At 59.3% G+C, this 14710-nt stretch carries 19 protein-coding genes; 16 read left to right on the top strand and 3 right to left on the bottom strand.

From position 1 onward, the window contains the following. Positions 1 to 6 precede the first annotated feature (6 nt). Positions 7 to 1041: a glycosyltransferase family 9 protein gene (locus tag MSL71_RS01080; protein ID WP_180136830.1), complete on the top strand. Its 1035-nt coding sequence runs from the start codon at positions 7 to 9 to the stop codon at positions 1039 to 1041. Here the strand turns inward: MSL71_RS01080 and MSL71_RS01075 are convergent. From MSL71_RS01075 to MSL71_RS01065, 3 genes are all read right to left on the bottom strand, one after another. Next, positions 1010 to 1804, bottom strand: a complete 795-nt coding sequence (locus MSL71_RS01075; protein WP_180136829.1) for a glycosyltransferase family 2 protein — start codon at positions 1802 to 1804, stop codon at positions 1010 to 1012. The two genes, MSL71_RS01080 and MSL71_RS01075, sit on opposite strands and share 32 nt — an antisense overlap. Before the next feature lie 67 nt (positions 1805 to 1871). After that, on the bottom strand, positions 1872 to 2624 hold the full coding sequence (gene kdsB / locus MSL71_RS01070; protein ID WP_180136828.1) for a 3-deoxy-manno-octulosonate cytidylyltransferase: 753 nt from the start codon (positions 2622 to 2624) through the stop codon (positions 1872 to 1874). 495 nt (positions 2625 to 3119) lie between these two features. Further along, positions 3120 to 4388 carry a 3-deoxy-D-manno-octulosonic acid transferase gene (locus tag MSL71_RS01065; protein ID WP_180136827.1) on the bottom strand — a complete coding sequence of 423 codons (1269 nt, stop codon included), beginning with the start codon at positions 4386 to 4388 and terminating at the stop codon, positions 3120 to 3122. Positions 4389 to 4713: 325 nt separating this feature from the next. On the opposite strand from MSL71_RS01065, the gene MSL71_RS01060 reads away from it, so the two are divergent. The 15 genes from MSL71_RS01060 to atpE all read left to right on the top strand — a co-directional run bounded on the left by MSL71_RS01060 (position 4714) and on the right by atpE (position 14584). Next, positions 4714 to 4884 carry a Trm112 family protein gene (locus MSL71_RS01060; protein WP_092207376.1) on the top strand — a complete coding sequence of 57 codons (171 nt, stop codon included), beginning with the start codon at positions 4714 to 4716 and terminating at the stop codon, positions 4882 to 4884. An 18-nt stretch (positions 4885 to 4902) separates the two neighbouring features. Then, positions 4903 to 5421, top strand: coding sequence for a DUF4416 family protein (locus MSL71_RS01055; protein ID WP_246317680.1), 519 nt, complete (start codon positions 4903 to 4905; stop codon positions 5419 to 5421). A 7-nt stretch (positions 5422 to 5428) separates the two neighbouring features. Then, on the top strand, positions 5429 to 6310 hold the full coding sequence (locus tag MSL71_RS01050) for a YicC/YloC family endoribonuclease (RefSeq protein ID WP_180136825.1): 882 nt from the start codon (positions 5429 to 5431) through the stop codon (positions 6308 to 6310). 92 nt (positions 6311 to 6402) lie between these two features. Further along, positions 6403 to 6678 carry a DUF370 domain-containing protein gene (locus MSL71_RS01045; RefSeq protein WP_092208119.1) on the top strand — a complete coding sequence of 92 codons (276 nt, stop codon included), beginning with the start codon at positions 6403 to 6405 and terminating at the stop codon, positions 6676 to 6678. 18 nt (positions 6679 to 6696) lie between these two features. Further along, a complete protein-coding gene (gmk, locus tag MSL71_RS01040; protein ID WP_180136824.1) occupies positions 6697 to 7272 on the top strand; it encodes a guanylate kinase in 576 nt (191 codons plus the stop codon). Beyond that, positions 7272 to 8051 (top strand): 23S rRNA (guanosine(2251)-2'-O)-methyltransferase RlmB, encoded by a 780-nt coding sequence (gene rlmB, locus MSL71_RS01035; RefSeq protein ID WP_180136823.1) that lies wholly within the window; start codon positions 7272 to 7274, stop codon positions 8049 to 8051. Before gmk ends, rlmB begins: the two co-directional genes overlap by 1 nt. Positions 8052 to 8281: 230 nt before the next feature. Continuing rightward, the gene (locus MSL71_RS01030) at positions 8282 to 9103 is read left to right on the top strand and encodes a ComFC family protein (RefSeq protein WP_180136822.1); all 822 of its coding nucleotides are present in this window, start codon (positions 8282 to 8284) and stop codon (positions 9101 to 9103) included. 20 nt (positions 9104 to 9123) lie between these two features. Further along, positions 9124 to 9930: a carbon-nitrogen family hydrolase gene (locus MSL71_RS01025; RefSeq protein WP_180136821.1), complete on the top strand. Its 807-nt coding sequence runs from the start codon at positions 9124 to 9126 to the stop codon at positions 9928 to 9930. 82 nt (positions 9931 to 10012) lie between these two features. After that, positions 10013 to 10774 (top strand): peptidoglycan editing factor PgeF, encoded by a 762-nt coding sequence (gene pgeF, locus MSL71_RS01020; protein WP_180136820.1) that lies wholly within the window; start codon positions 10013 to 10015, stop codon positions 10772 to 10774. A 24-nt stretch (positions 10775 to 10798) separates the two neighbouring features. Beyond that, complete coding sequence (locus MSL71_RS01015) at positions 10799 to 11593, top strand: dihydroorotate dehydrogenase electron transfer subunit (RefSeq protein ID WP_180136819.1); 795 nt, start codon at positions 10799 to 10801, stop codon at positions 11591 to 11593. Continuing rightward, positions 11571 to 12659 (top strand): selenide, water dikinase SelD, encoded by a 1089-nt coding sequence (selD, locus tag MSL71_RS01010; protein WP_180136818.1) that lies wholly within the window; start codon positions 11571 to 11573, stop codon positions 12657 to 12659. The genes MSL71_RS01015 and selD overlap by 23 nt, the downstream gene beginning before the upstream one ends. A 240-nt stretch (positions 12660 to 12899) precedes the next feature. Further along, positions 12900 to 13118 (top strand): AtpZ/AtpI family protein, encoded by a 219-nt coding sequence (locus tag MSL71_RS01005; RefSeq protein ID WP_180136817.1) that lies wholly within the window; start codon positions 12900 to 12902, stop codon positions 13116 to 13118. A 17-nt stretch (positions 13119 to 13135) separates the two neighbouring features. Next, positions 13136 to 13522 (top strand): ATP synthase subunit I, encoded by a 387-nt coding sequence (locus MSL71_RS01000; RefSeq protein ID WP_180136816.1) that lies wholly within the window; start codon positions 13136 to 13138, stop codon positions 13520 to 13522. Between the two features lie 2 nt (positions 13523 to 13524). Beyond that, positions 13525 to 14217 carry a F0F1 ATP synthase subunit A gene (atpB, locus tag MSL71_RS00995; RefSeq protein WP_180136815.1) on the top strand — a complete coding sequence of 231 codons (693 nt, stop codon included), beginning with the start codon at positions 13525 to 13527 and terminating at the stop codon, positions 14215 to 14217. A 94-nt stretch (positions 14218 to 14311) separates the two neighbouring features. Further along, positions 14312 to 14584, top strand: coding sequence for an ATP synthase F0 subunit C (gene atpE / locus MSL71_RS00990; protein ID WP_092207350.1), 273 nt, complete (start codon positions 14312 to 14314; stop codon positions 14582 to 14584). Positions 14585 to 14710: the final 126 nt, after the last annotated feature.

Raw genomic sequence — 14710 nt, 5'->3', positions numbered from 1 at the left:
GGGTAGATGAAAAAAATTCTTGTTGTTCGTAACGATAAAATCGGTGATTTTATGCTGGCATGGCCGAGTTTTGCCATGCTTAAAGCATCCCTCCCGGAGTGCCGGGTCGCAGCGCTGGTGCCATCGTATACTGCGGATCTGGCTCGGCTGTGTCCGTGGATTGATGATGTGATCATCAACCCCACCAAAAAGGGAAGCAACGCCGACCGGGCAAAGGTGGTGGACGAGATCAAGTCCCACCGGTTTGATGCGTCCATCAACCTGTTCTCCACGACCTACAATGCCCTTCTCGTAAGAAAGGCCGGCATCCCTTATCGCCTGGCGCCGGCCACCAAGCTTGCCCAGATTTTTTATACGCGTCGGGTCAGACAGCGACGCTCCCAATCGGCAAAGCCGGAGTATCAGTACAACCTGGACCTGGTTCGCAGCTTTCTTGCCGACCTGGGGCAACCTGCGGTGGAGGTTCAGCCGCCTTATGTGGCGCTGGGTGACGAACGGGTCGCCTTGCAGCGCCAAAAGCTTGCCGGTCAGCTTTCGATTGGCCGGGGCATTCCATGGGTTTTTGTGCACGCGGGGTCAGGCGGATCTGCCAACAATCTTTCTTTAGGGCAGTATGCGGAGTTGATCTGCGGGCTTCCTTCCCATTGCGAGGTGGTGTTGACGGCAGGGCCGGGGGAAGAGGACAATGCCCGGAGGCTGCTGTCCATGGTTGAAGAGCGGGGACGCCACGCGGTGCTGTATGATAAAAACGAGGGACTCGTGGACTTTACGACGTCCATTGCCTGTGCGTCGCTCTTTTTTGCCGGGTCCACGGGACCCCTTCACATTGCCGGGGCCCTGGATGTTCCCACTGTGGGTTTTTTCCCCCGGCGGCGCTCCTCAACCCCCTTGCGATGGATGCCCCTCAACTCGGAGGGGCGGCACCTGGCCTTTTGTCCGCCCGAAGGCGGCGGGGTAGAGGGGGAGACGGACATGGGCCGCATTGATATTTCCGAGGCCCTGTTGAAGATCAATCCATGGGCATCTGATTTTGTCGCATGATCCACAAATGGGCGTATTTCACGAAGGTGGAATGCGCCGACAGCAGGGAGAGCAAAAATCCCTGTTTGCCGTCCAGAAATCCTACCTTGAGAACGTACATCTTTAAAAAACAGCCCAGGGCGTGCAGGATGCCCTGTGAGATGCTTCCCTTTTTTCCGCGAGCTTTCCGTTGGTCAGCCCATGCCTTTGCGTATCCCGCCGATTTGACCAGATAGTGGTGCAGGTCCTTGTATGTGTAGTGGATGGCGTCGCCCGACAGGTCCTCCACGGTCATGTCATCGGTGACCTCCACCTTTTCGTGGACCAGGGAATCGTCATAGCCGGTGAGGCCGGTGGGGTAGAGCCGCACCACCCGGTCCGGGTACCAGCCGCAATGCCGGATATAGCGCCCGAACACCCAACTCAGGCGGGAGATGCGAAAGACCTTTGCAGGAGCGTTGGCCGCAACGGCCGCCTGGATGCTGGCACGGAGTTCCGGGGTGACCCGTTCGTCCGCATCCAGCCAGAGGACAAAATCTGACTGGACGTGGCTCTGGGCCATGCGGCGCTGGGGGCCGAAGCCGGGCCACTGGGCGTTGACAAAGAAGCGGTCGGTAAACTGCCTGGCCACCTCCTCGGTTTCGTCGGTGCTGCCCGAATCGAGGATGATGATTTCATCGACCCATCCCTCAACGGTTTTCAGGCAGGCGGACAGATTGTCCGCTTCATTTTTAACGATGACCGCAACGGCCAGGGTTGGTGTTGTCCGGGGTGTTTCAGGCATGGGGTGGTTTCACTTTATGTGCGCGGTTTAAATTGAATTGGCCCTTTATTGTTGTTCTGCCGGGTTCTTATTTGTCTGGTGTGTGCGCGAGGAGCTGCTCGACGATGGGGATGTCGTCGGGATGATCCACGCCCACGCTTTGATGGCGGGTAATACCCACGTGTATGGGAATGCCGTTTTCAAGGAGCCGGAGCTGCTCCAGTTTTTCCACCTGCTCCAGGGTTCCCTGGGGAAGGGTTGCGAATACCTCCAGGGTCTTCATACGGAAGGCGTAGAGTCCAACGTGTCCCAGGTACCCGTCAAAGGCATCGTCGCGGGGATAGGGGATGGGTGCTCTTGAGAAGTAGAGGGCACGGTGCGCTTCATCGGTGACCACCTTGACGCGATTGGGGTTTGTTGCCTCCTCCGGTGAGATGGGCGTGGCCAGGGTGGTGACCCGGATGGCGGGATCTGTGAAAAAGGGCGCCGTGAGCTCAGTGAGCATGGCCGGGGCAAGGGCTGGCTCGTCACCCTGGATATTGACAATGACGGCGTGCTCGGGGGCATTGATGATTCTGGCCGCCTCAAGGACGCGGTCGGTTCCGCTGCGGTGAGCTGAAGAGGTCATTACCACGGGCACACCGGCTGTTTTGGCCGCGTCATATATCCGGTTGTCGTCGGTGGCCAAGAGAACACGGCTGATGGACGGGCAGCTTGAGGCCCGTTCGTAGACGCGTTGGAACATGGGCTTTCCGGCGATGTGGGCCAGGGGTTTGCCGGGAAACCGGGAGGAGTCGTAGCGTGCCGGAATGATGCCGATACAGGGAATGGATGAGGGCATGGAGGACTCTTTTATTCAAAGGTTAACATGGTGACGTAACTGCTGCGGTTGCGCCCGTGGAGAAAGGCACATTTGCCGCGTGTTGCAGTGTCACCCGGTGGTATTTGCTTGTCGTGACTTCTGCACGGATGCCGCTTTGGCTGTTGTGACATGTTTGGTGGGCGACAGTATACCACCCATGCCTGACCAGGTGAAGGGGTGTTATGGCGCCGGGGAAGGGCTAACGCATTTAGATTTTTGCCTCCGGCGGCCCTGCCGGGGGCCAAGCTTTTAAAAAGTTTGACAAACAGGTCTTAAGTCATCATTCCGAGTCTCCGCCGGAGGCCGTCCGGCTAAACCGATAATGGGCGCGCTACGATAACGTTTTCCGTACCTTTGATGGGTGAGAGTATCTCTGTCTAAACCACCGCAATGTGCTTTCGAGGTGGCTCACCTCGCCGCCGGAAGCCCGCATTGGCCATAGAAGGCAACCTCAATTGCTAAGGGGCATGCTTTTTACATGCCAGCCAGTCGGATGAGGTGTCTGCAGGTGGCCCTGGTGCCCCCACGGCGGCTGGCGATGAGCTCCTGAAAGCGTTTTAAGGTTTTTTGGCGCTCCTGGCAGAGCCCGGCAAGGCGCACCAGCTGTGTTGCGGCCTCGTCGGCGGTCTCGCAGGTGATTAAAAGGCCCGCCTGTTTGAGGTCGTCCCCCACCCACGAGAAGTTGCTGTAGAATGGCCCCATGACGGGGATGAGGCCTGCGGCAAGGGGTTCCAGCATATTCTGCCCGCCCAGGTCGGCAAAGCTGCCGCCCACAAAGGCACTGTGGGCCGAGGCAAAGGCTGCTCCCATCTCACCGAACCGGTCCCAGACAACGAGGCGGGTGTCCGCATCCATAGACGGGCAGCAAGAGCGCCTGACGGGCGCAAGGCAAGCGCTTTCCAGGTCCAGGCATAAGGGGTCTACCCTCTCCATATGACGTGGGAACCAGGCAATGAGGGCATTTTTGTCACGCTCAAGGAGTCCCCGGCACATGTCTGCAACCACCTGCTCTTCTTCTTCCCGAACCGAGGCCAGAAGGTAGATGGTGCGTCCTTCGGCATCGGGGAACAGGTTGGGGACCGGAGCCGCGGGGGAACCCGCTTCAGGTATTCTGTCGAATTTGATATTGGGGATTACCTCCACCGGGGTGGCTGGAAAAAGCGCTTTCAGCCTGTCTGCGTCTCCGGCTGAGATGGCCGAGATGAAATCGGGGGCAAGTGGGGCCAAAAGACCTTTGAATCGGGTATACCCCTTGAAGCTTGAGGGGGTAAGGCGCCCGTTGATAACGGCAATGGTTGTGCCGGCTTTTTTTGCCGCGTCCAGCATGCCCGGCCAGAGTTCCAGCTCCACAAGAACGAGGAGGCGCGGTGCTACCTGTTGAAACGCTTTGTTCATAAGGCTCGGGGCGTCAAAGGGAGCATAGCATGCGGTGACATGTGTCGCATCGGCCCCTGCCAGTTGTTTTTCAAGGACCTCCAGGCCCTGCCGGGTGTGGGTGGTGATGAGGATGCGGGGGGCCTCGTCTCCGGCCAGCTCTGTTGCCAGCTCTGCGGCTATGTAGGACTCTCCAGCGGATGCCGCGTGGATCCAGATATCCGAGGGCGTGAGCCGGTTCTCCGAGAGGGTCCGCTGGGGGTGGCCCTCTTTGAGGCGCTTGTGGTTTCGGGTCAGGGGCACGGCGGCCTTCCAGAGGAGGTTGTATGCCGAAAGGACAAGGCCTGTGGTGAATCGAGAGAGGGTCATATGGGGCCGACTCCGGGGTGGCGGCAGCAGGGGGCTACGCTCACCGGAAAAGGGGTTTTAAGGACATAACAAACCAGTCATGATAGGAGATGCGCCCGGGAGTGTCAATTTAAATGGGAATTGCATGGGGTTGACCCATCTGATATAGATAGACATTTGTAGGAAAAGGGTGGGCGCCTCGGCCTGAAATTTGCTCGGGGCCTGATCCTGCTCCACCCGGATGTTCCCAAATACGAGCCATTAAGCCTTGTGTCCCACAGGCCGTGTGCTGAGCGGTTTTTTGTGGGCATCAATAAAAATAGACACATTTGGATTGGATAATCACATGACGATTTCTCAGGAACTGATCGACATTCTGGCATGCCCGAAGTGCAAAGAGAAGGTGGAACTCAATGAGGCCGGAGACGGCCTGGTGTGCGGGGCCTGCAAGCTCGTGTATGAAATCCGGGACGGCATCCCCGTGATGCTGGCCGAAGAGGCCAAGCCCCTTTCATAGGTCATGCGGCCCACAGAGATGTTGCCCGCAAAGCTGGTGATCGGCGTGCTGACCGAGGAGTCGGGGCTGCTGCGACATGTCGCTTCGGCCCTGGTGGATCGGTTCGGCCCTGTGGATATGGTGAGTCCGTGGATGCCGTTCAGCAGCACCTCCTACTACAAAGCCGAGATGGGAGAGCCCCTTTTCCGGCGGGTTTTCTCCTTTGCCCGGCCCGTGGGCCAGGATGCCCTGGCCGAGATCAAGGGCCTCACCAACGCCCTGGAAGACGATTTTTCAATTCATGCAAGGCGGAGAGTCAATATCGATCCCGGGCTTCTTTTAAATGCCCGGTTCCTGCTGGCCACGGCCAAGGACCATGCCCACAGGGTCTGCATCGGCAAGGGAATCTATGCGGATCTGACCCTGGTATACAGGGCCGGTGCGTTTCGCCCGCTGCCCTGGACATTTCCCGACTACACCGAGCCGTTGATGATTGATTTTCTGACGGATGTCCGCAGGCGCTACGACGCCTTGCTTCATCACACATTTAAGGAATGAATGCCCCATGGTTAAAAGCATGACCGCCTATGCCCGGGCGGAAAAAATGGACGGCAATGTGACCGCTGAAGTGGAACTTCGCAGTTACAACAGCCGTTTTCTGGATACCCATATCAAAGTTCCCCACGGCTACAGCCGATTTGAAGAGAAGGTGCGCGGGGTGATCGCGTCTCGCCTGGAGCGAGGCCGGGTGGAGGCCCGCGTGACGATCCGAAATGAAGCCGACGACGCCATCGCCTTTGAGGCGGACACGGCCAAGGCCCGCGCCTATGGCCTGGCCCTGAAGGAGGCGGCCGAGGCCGCCGGCATTGAGGCGACCGTTACCCTGGATCAGCTGCTGCATATCAACGGCCTGGTGGTGCCCAAGGAGATGGAGACCGACTACGATCATCACTGGCAGGTGGTGGAGGCGTGCCTGACGGAAGCCCTGTCCGGGCTGGATGCCATGCGGGCCAAGGAGGGGGACTTTCTGGCCGACGACTTGAAAGAGCGCCTGAATACCGTGGAGGGTTCCCTGGACACCATCGAAGAGGGGGCCGGTGCCCTGCCTGCCATCTATCGGGAACGCCTTATGGACCGCATCGCCACCCTCTGCGGCGGCGCCGTGGAAGTGGACGAGGCGCGCATTGCCCAGGAGGCAGCCCTTCTGGCCGACCGAAGCGATATTTCCGAGGAGATCACCCGTTCCCGGAGCCACATCGTGCAGTTTCGCTCCATCATGGACGGAGACGAAGAGGCGGGCCGGAAGCTCAACTTCCTTTTGCAGGAGTTCAACCGGGAGTTCAACACCATGGGCTCAAAGATCGGCAAGGCCGAGATTGCCCATATCATTGTAAAGGTGAAGTCCGAACTCGAAAAGATGCGCGAGCAGGTCCAGAACATCGAGTAGGGCCGAGCGGCGTCGGTTGACAACGTGTTGGCGGGTGGCCCGGGGCATGAAGGCCCTGGCGCCCGCAACCCTTACCCCCTTTGGAAATGATTATGGAACAGCAGGCGTTATTAAATATCGGTTTCGGGAGCAGCGTGGTGGCAGAACGCGTCATCGCCATCGTCTCTCCCAACTCAGCCCCCATGAAGCGGTTGAAGGACGATGCCAAGGATGACAAGCGGCTGGTGGACGCCACCCACGGCAGGCGGACCCGTTCCATCATCGTGATGGACAGCAACCACGTTATCCTTTCAGCCATTCAGGCGGAAACCATCTCCCAGCGCTACGCCCAGCTAAGGGACGGTGGGAAAGAGGAGAAGGCCGAGTAGGCCCTCTCAGGAGAGATTTTGAAACGACGAGGCAATATCTATATCGTATCGGCGCCGTCGGGTGCCGGAAAGTCCACTTTGTGCCGGGAGCTCCTCAAGGCCTACCCCGACATCACCTACTCTATTTCCCACACCACCCGGGCTCCCCGCGGGGGCGAGGAGAATGGGAAAGATTACCACTTCATCACCCGTGAGGCCTTTGAAGAGCGCATCGAAAAAGGGCTTATGGCCGAGTGGGCCGAGGTGCACGGCAACTATTACGGCACCTCCCTGGAGACCCTGGAGGACACGGTGGCCAAAGGCGTTGATGTGCTTCTGGACATTGACGTGCAGGGGGCAAGGCAGATGTGTGAATCGCTCCCTGAGTGCGTGACCATTTTTATCATGCCTCCGTCTGTGGACGAGCTTCGGGCGCGCCTTGAAAAACGCGGGACCGATTCCCGTGAGACCATCGAAAAGCGTATGAAAAATGCCGTAGGCGAGATGGATCAGCGTGACTTCTACAGCCATGTGATCGTTAACGACGACCTGAATGAAGCCGTGGCTGCCTTTGTTTCCGTGGTGAAGAGTTGTCGTGAAGGGGTGGCCTCCTGATGAAGCACGGGAAACAGACGAAGCAGGGCAAGGTGCGGAAACCCTCGGCTGATTTGCTGTACGGTATCAATCCGGTCATGGAGGCCCTGAAGGCCGGCAGGCGCCAGGTTCGCAGGCTGATCCTGGCCTCGGGTCGGCGGGATCGGCGGGTGGATGCCCTGGAGTCCCTTGCCCGTGACGCGGGCGTACCGGTGGAGCGGGTGGACGCCGAGACCCTGGAGGGACTGTGCGGAACCCGCCAGCACCAGGGGGCGGCCCTTGACGCCGGTGCCCTCCCCGGCATGGCCCCAGAGGACCTGGTCCGCATTGCGGAAAAAAAAGGGGAGGTCCCCTTTCTCGTGCTGCTGGACAGCATTGAGGATCCCCGGAACCTGGGGGCCATCGTGCGCACAGCCCACTGCGCCGGGGCCCACGGGGTGGTGGTGCCCAAAGATCGCTCGGCCCAGCTCACCGCCCTTGTGTCCAAGGCATCGGCAGGGGCCCTGGAGCATATGCCCGTGGCCGTGGTGACCAACCTGGCCAAGGCCATGGAGGAACTCAAGGCCGACGGGCTCTGGTTCGCAGGGCTTGATGCCGACGGGGACAGCACCCTTTTCGGCGGAGATTTTTCAGCGCCCCTGGGCATTGTTGTGGGCAGCGAAGGCAAGGGGCTTCGTCCCCTTGTGAGAAAAGGGTGTGATTTTATCGTCTCCATTCCCCTGAAAGGGGAGGTGGACTCCCTTAACGCCTCGGTGGCAGCCTCCCTCGTGATGTACGAAGTAGTGCGCCAGCGAGGCTGAGCAGGAAGGCGACTGAATCGTGATGACGGGCTTTGCAAACAGGCTTGAATAAACAGACTCAGGCCTGTCAGAATCAAAGGCGAATGCGATTTTCCCCGAGAAACGGGGGAAAGCGCATTCGCAACCTGCTTTCGAGGTGGCACGCCTCGCCGCCCGAGGCATCGTTTTTATTTTTTTGGGGGCGTGGTTGACCCGACTTTAACCATAGAAGGCGCGTTTCAGGGGGCTGGATGAGGTTGCGGTGGGTTTCGGCAGTGGCGCTGCTGGTGCGGCGCCTGGTGTACCCTCCCCGGTGTCGGATCTGCGGGGTGCTGCTTTCCTGGGAGGCGCCTGTCGGTCTGCAAAGCCCAGGGGAGGCAGACCTGGCCGGTTTGTTTCACGGGGCGCTGTGCGGCGTGATGTGTGCGGCCTGCCGATCCGGGGTTCAGGAGCCTTCGGGGCAGCGGTGTTCTGCCTGTGGGGAGCCCCTCCCAGGGGTCGTCGCCGAACCGCTTCTGTGCGGGGCCTGCATGGACCCGGACCGTGCCCTGACGCGCATGACAGCCCTCTATCTTTACGACGGTGGCCCGGCCCTGGCTGTTCAGGCCTTGAAGTACAAAAACAAGCGAGCATTGGCGCCCCCCATGGGGCGCCTTCTTTTTGTCCGGGCCCTTGGTGCGTATCTGGACGGGGATTCAAAAAGGTGGGATATTGATCTTGTGGTTCCTGTTCCCCTGCATGGGAAACGCCTGAGAAAACGCGGGTTCAATCAGTCGTCCCTTCTTGTGGCTCCTTTTGAAGGCAGGGACGGCATTCGGGTCTGCCACCGCCTGCTGCGTCGCAGTCGGCCCACCGCATCCCAGGCCGGGCTGTCCCGAAGGGCTCGCCTGTCCAATGTGAAAGGCGCCTTTGAGCTGGCATTCGGAGCATCACCCAGGGGCAAGAGGGTGCTTCTGGTGGATGATGTCTACACCACCGGTTCCACCCTGACAGCTTGCGCCGCCCTGCTGAAAAAGCACGGGGCCGCCGAGGTCTCGGCCTTGGTTTTTGCCAGGCGGGACATGACACGTTAACGGTTGAAGGAGCGATTGAGATGAACCCATCGGTTGTGGTCGGAGTTGTGCAGTTTGATGTGGTGGAAGGGGGGCTTGAGGCCAACCTTACGCGGGCCTTTCAGGGGCTGATGAAGCTGGCCGAGGCAGGGTGCCATTTGGCGGTGCTGCCTGAGATGTGGAGCTGCGGGTTCGACAACAAAAACCTTGAGACCATGGCCCGGGAGACCCCGGAGATCCTGGCCCGCCTCCAAGCCTTTGCCGCGAGGGAGAACATGGTGGTGGCAGGCTCTTTGCCCGAAGAGGCGGACGGAGCGGTGGTCAACACCCTGTACGCTGTGGACCGGGACGGGGAGATAAAGGGGGCGTACCGCAAACTTCATCTTTTTTCCCCCACAGGGGAGGATCTCCATTTTACCGCCGGCAGCGAGGCTGTGGTGGCCGAGACCTCCATCGGTCGGCTGGGGCTCATGGTCTGTTATGATCTTCGGTTTCCTGAACTGGCGCGGGGGCTGGTCCTGGATGGCGCCGAAATCCTCGTGGTCCCGGCCCAGTGGCCGGCGGCGCGCCTTGTGCACTGGGAGACGCTCCTCAAGGCCCGGGCCATGGAGAACCAATGCTTTGTGGTGGGGGCCAACCGGGTGGGGCGCTCCGGAAACCTTATTTACAAAGGTGCTTCCCAGGTGGTGTCGCCCCTGGGGGATGAGCTGGCCCACGGGGGCAGTGCGGACGGCGAGGTGGTGGCCCTTATGGACCGGAAGGTCATGGTCTCTGCCCGTGAGCACGTCCCTTGCCTTGAAGAACGGCGCCCCATGTGTTACAGCAGGCGATTGACAGAAAGAGCATGATCGTGCGGGGCATGGGTTTTCAGCGACGGGGTCTCCGCACACCGGCATGTGACAAACCCCCGTCGATACAGGGGAGGTCTCCATGGAACGAAGGTGTTCAGGTGAACTGGTTTACGATTGCTTTCCCGCCCTTTCCAGGGTTTCCTGGCTGTTTCACGGCTGTTTTACGCGCAAAGGCGGGGTGAGTACCGGCCCCTTTCAGGGCCTCAACGCCGGGGTGTCTTCCGGTGATGACGGTGAGGCTGTGGCCGCCAACCGGCAGGCGATTCTGCAGGAGAGCGGCGGCAGCGAGCTGGTGGTGCTCTCCCAGGTCCACGGAAACGCCGTTCATGTTCACGCCGGGCCGGAGCTCGGGCCGGTGGAGGCCGACGCCGTGGTGACGGACCGCCCAGGTGCCATGCTCACCATCCTCACCGCCGACTGCCAGGCCGTGGTTCTTGCCGACCCCGTCAGGAAGGTGGTGGCCAATGCCCATGCGGGATGGCGCGGCAGCGTGGCAGGCGTTCTGTCCGCCACTGTTTCAGTGATGACAGACCGGTTTGGGTGCCGCCCGGAAGATCTCCTGGCGGGCATCGGGCCGTCCCTGGGGCCTTGCTGTGCAGAGTTTGTCCATTACAAAACAGAGCTGCCCCGGTCCTTTTGCACCCATCGGGTGGGGTTCAACCATTTTGATTTCTGGGCCATCAGCCGGGACCAGCTCTGTGATGCCGGCCTTTCGGCGTCGAACATAGCCGCTGCCCAGTGCTGCACCCGATGTGACGAGGAACATTACTATTCGTACCGGCGGAATCATACAACCGGCCGGATGGCCACGGTGATCGGCATCAAACCGTCGGCCCCATAAAGACGATCGACAATTAATGGAATCATGATGAAACTTAGCGATTGTACCCTGCTATGGAACCGGGAGGTAAGCCCCGGATACTATCACATGGGCCTTGAGGCCCCGGCGCGCTACACCGAAGCCGCGCCCGGACAGTTCGTGATGCTCAAAGCAGAAAAGGGCGGCACCCTGCTGCGACGGCCTTTTTCCATCCATGACGTCACAACACAAGGGGACAAGACCGTTGTCACTCTCCTTTACAAAGTGGTGGGCCCCAATACCCGCGTCTACGCCGGGATGAAAGAAGGGGACGTCCTCAGCATGCTCGGTCCCCTGGGCAACAGGTTCACCGAGCCCCAGGCCGGGGAGACCACCTTTCTTGCCGGGGGTGGCATCGGCATTGCGCCCATGCTGCTGCTGGCCAGGCGCATTCTTGCAAAGGGGGGATCGCCTTCGGACCACACCGTTTTTATCGGCGGGCGCACCCGGGAGGATGTCCTGGCCGAAGAGGCGTTCCGTGAGCTCGGGTTCCCTGTCGTGGTGACCACAGACGACGGCTCGGCTGGAGAAAAAGGACGGATTACAGCGCCCATGGCCCGTCTTTTGAACGAAAAAAATCCGGCCAAGGTCTATGCCTGCGGGCCCCATCCCATGCTGGTGGGGGTTGCGGATCTCATGGACGGTCACGACGCCCTGTGTGAGCTCTCCCTGGAGATTATCATGGCCTGCGGCATGGGGGCCTGCATGGGATGCGTGGTGGAATCCAGCGACGAGGATGCGCCGTACCGCCATGTCTGTATCGACGGGCCGGTGTTCGATGCCCGCACCATCAAGGTGTAAGCAAGGAGGGGTTGTGACGGACAGATTGCAGAACATACGCCTCACCGAAAAGGTGAAGGCGGCCGGTTGAGCGGCCAAGGTGGATCCAGGGGTCCTGGATCGCGTGGTCAAAGGGTTGAAGGTGACCCGTCCCCCCGAGCTTCTCGTGGGGGTGGACGGTGCCGATGATGCCGGCGTGTATCAACTCAGCGGGGAGACGGCACTGATCCAGACCCTTGATTTTCTGACGCCGGTCACCGATTCCCCTTACGACTTCGGTCGCATTGCAGCAGCCAACTCCCTGAGCGACGTGTATGCCATGGGTGGGCGGCCGCTGACGGCCATGAACATCGTCTGTTTTCCCACGGACTCCCTGCCCGAAGAGGTGCTGGCCGAGACCCTTGCAGGGGGCCTTGAGACCATCCATGAATCCGGGGCCTGCCTGGTGGGCGGACACAGCGTGGACGACGCCGAGTTCAAATACGGCCTGTCCGTCACCGGCGTGGTGCACCCCAAGCGCCTTCTGACCAATGGCGGGGCGCGCACCGGAGACGCCCTGATCCTCACCAAGCCCCTGGGCAGCGGCCTGCTGTCCACGGCCATCAAGGGGCAGGTGGCCGGAGCCGAGGCGTCGCGCCTTCTCGTGGAGGTGTGTGCCGCCTTGAACAAGTCGGCGGCCGAGGCCCTTGACACCTTTCACCCTACGGCCTGCACCGATGTGACGGGGTTTGGCTTTGCAGGGCACGCCCTGGAGATGGCACGGGGTGCAAAAAAACGATTTGTGGTGTCCGCCTCCTCCCTTCCGGTGATGGAAGGGGCGCTGGAGTATGCGGAGATGGGGCTCCTGCCCGCCGGGGCATACCGGAACCGTGATTTCTGCGGCACGTCGGTGGAGGTCTTTCCTTCGGTGCCCCGCAGCCTTGCGGATCTGATCTTTGACCCCCAGACCTCCGGGGGGCTTCTGGTGACCCTGCCCGCATCCGAGGCTGAATCCTGCCTTTCCGTCATGAAAGGGCTGGGCGTGGAGGCTGCCGTGGTGGGTGAGGTGGCCGGTGAGTCGAGTTGCGGATCGGTGGAGTGCATTTGAGGAATCGGGGTGGCAAGGGAGGGAAGGAATCCCCTGTGGCCCCCTGATTTGATGCGTTTACCGGTAGGCGGTGTGTTGCGGATGTGCCTGAATGTCTCATGGGTTGCGTGATATAAGTCTTTAAAAACTATGATGTTCAGTGCTCTTTGGAATTGACTTTCAGCAATTCGCATGATAGGTGAGTCAAGGCTGAGTTGACTTCCGTAATGCCTTGTGTTGCGGGTTCGAGGAAGGAACACTGTGAACAAAGAGATTGCTCAGATCCTCAAAGAGTTATCGTATTACAGCAGTCTGGGGCTTCAGGTTGCCATTTCGATACTGCTGGGTGTCGGCGTAGGGATTTTTCTGGATCGCTTTTTCGGAACGACCCCCGTGCTGATGCTTGTCTTCCTCGTTTTGGGTATTGCTGCCGCATTTCGGAATCTTCTTCTTGCGGTCAAAAGAAGCAAAAAACTGTAGGCGAATGGGAGATTTACATGGGGGTGCAGCAGAAAATACTGGGGTTCGTTACACGGGCCAATTGGGTGCTTCTTGCCCTGGCTGCTGTGTTGGGACCCATTTTTTTTTCTGCTGACGTGGCCATGGGCCTCACCTGCGGCGCCCTCATCGTAACAGTCAATTTCCATCTCCTTGCCCGTACCCTGGAAAAGGGGCTCAGGCCCAGGAAACTTGCGTCGAGGAATGTGATCCTGGCAAAGTACTATGTCAGGTTTTTGATAAGTGCGGTACTAATCTTTTTTCTCATTTCAAAGCACCTTGTGGATCCGCTGGGGCTCATTCTCGGACTCTCTGTGGTCGTGGTGAGTGTCACCCTGGCAACGGTGTGCGAACTGATGAAACTCATCTTTAAGGAGGCGGTGTAAGGATGGCACATCCCTTTTTGTTCCTGGTTGATTTCTTTGACGTCAATGGGGCTCTTTATCATTATGCTCACAAGTATCCCCATGTGATGTACACGTGGCTGGTGATGCTCCTGCTTGCGGGAATCGGTTTTGTTGCGGCTCGCAAGCCCGCCCTTATCCCCACCAAGGGGCAGAACTTCTTCGAAATCGTCATCGGCGGACTGGAAGATTTCCTCGTCGAGACGGTGGGGGAGGAGGGACGCTGGTTTACCCCCCTTGCAGCCACGATTTTCATTTTTATCTTTGTCTCCAACCTCATCGGTCTGGTGCCGGGTTTCTTTCCGCCCACGGCGACCCTGAACACAACCGGCGCCTGTGCCCTGGTGGTGTTCTGCTTCACCCACTTCATCGGCGTGAAGTATCACGGGGTCAAATACGTGAAGCACTTCATGGGCCCCGTCTGGTGGATGGTTCCCCTCATCATGCCCATTGAGATCATCGGTCACCTGGCCAGGGTGCTCTCCCTCTCGTTCCGTCTTTTCGGCAACATGATGGGTCACGAGCTGGTCCTGGGGATCCTCTTTATGCTGGCCGGTCTTTACTTTGCCCCGCTGCCCATCATGGCCCTGGGGATCTTTGTTGCCTTTGTTCAGGCCTTCGTGTTTTTCCTGCTCTCCATTATTTACTTTCAGGGCTCTCTGGAACACGCACACTGATCGGCATCGCACACTGCTTTTGGATTACACGGCTTACACATTGGGATAATGGAAGAAGCCGAATATCAATACACACTACATTAAGGAGAAACAAATGGAAGCATTACAGTTCTTCGTGGTCAGCTCTTTTTCTGCCGCACTTGCCATCGCCATCGCAGCTTTCGGATGTGGCATCGGCCAGGGTATGGGTCTCAAAGCCGCCGTTGAAGGGATCGCAAGAAACCCCGAATCTTCCGGTAAAGTAACTGTAACCATGCTCATCGGTCTTGCCATGATCGAATCACTCTGTATCTACGCTCTGGTTATCGCGCTGATCCTTATCTACGCGCATCCCCAGGCTGCAGCCATCGCAGGTCTCCTCGGATAATTCCGGGCAACCTCGTTGTCTCTGAGCACATTCAGGGCCGGATCGTTGACAAAACGATCCGGCCCTTTTTTTTGAGCTTGCCTTCGACGGCCAGTTTTTTGAAAAAAGCTGGGCCAACCCTTTTTG

This window comes from Desulfoluna butyratoxydans (genome assembly GCF_900699765.1).
Classification (GTDB): Bacteria; Desulfobacterota; Desulfobacteria; order Desulfobacterales; family Desulfolunaceae; genus Desulfoluna; species Desulfoluna butyratoxydans.
The sequence above is the reverse complement of the archived record's forward strand: the minus strand, read 5'-3'. Positions and strand labels throughout refer to the sequence as shown.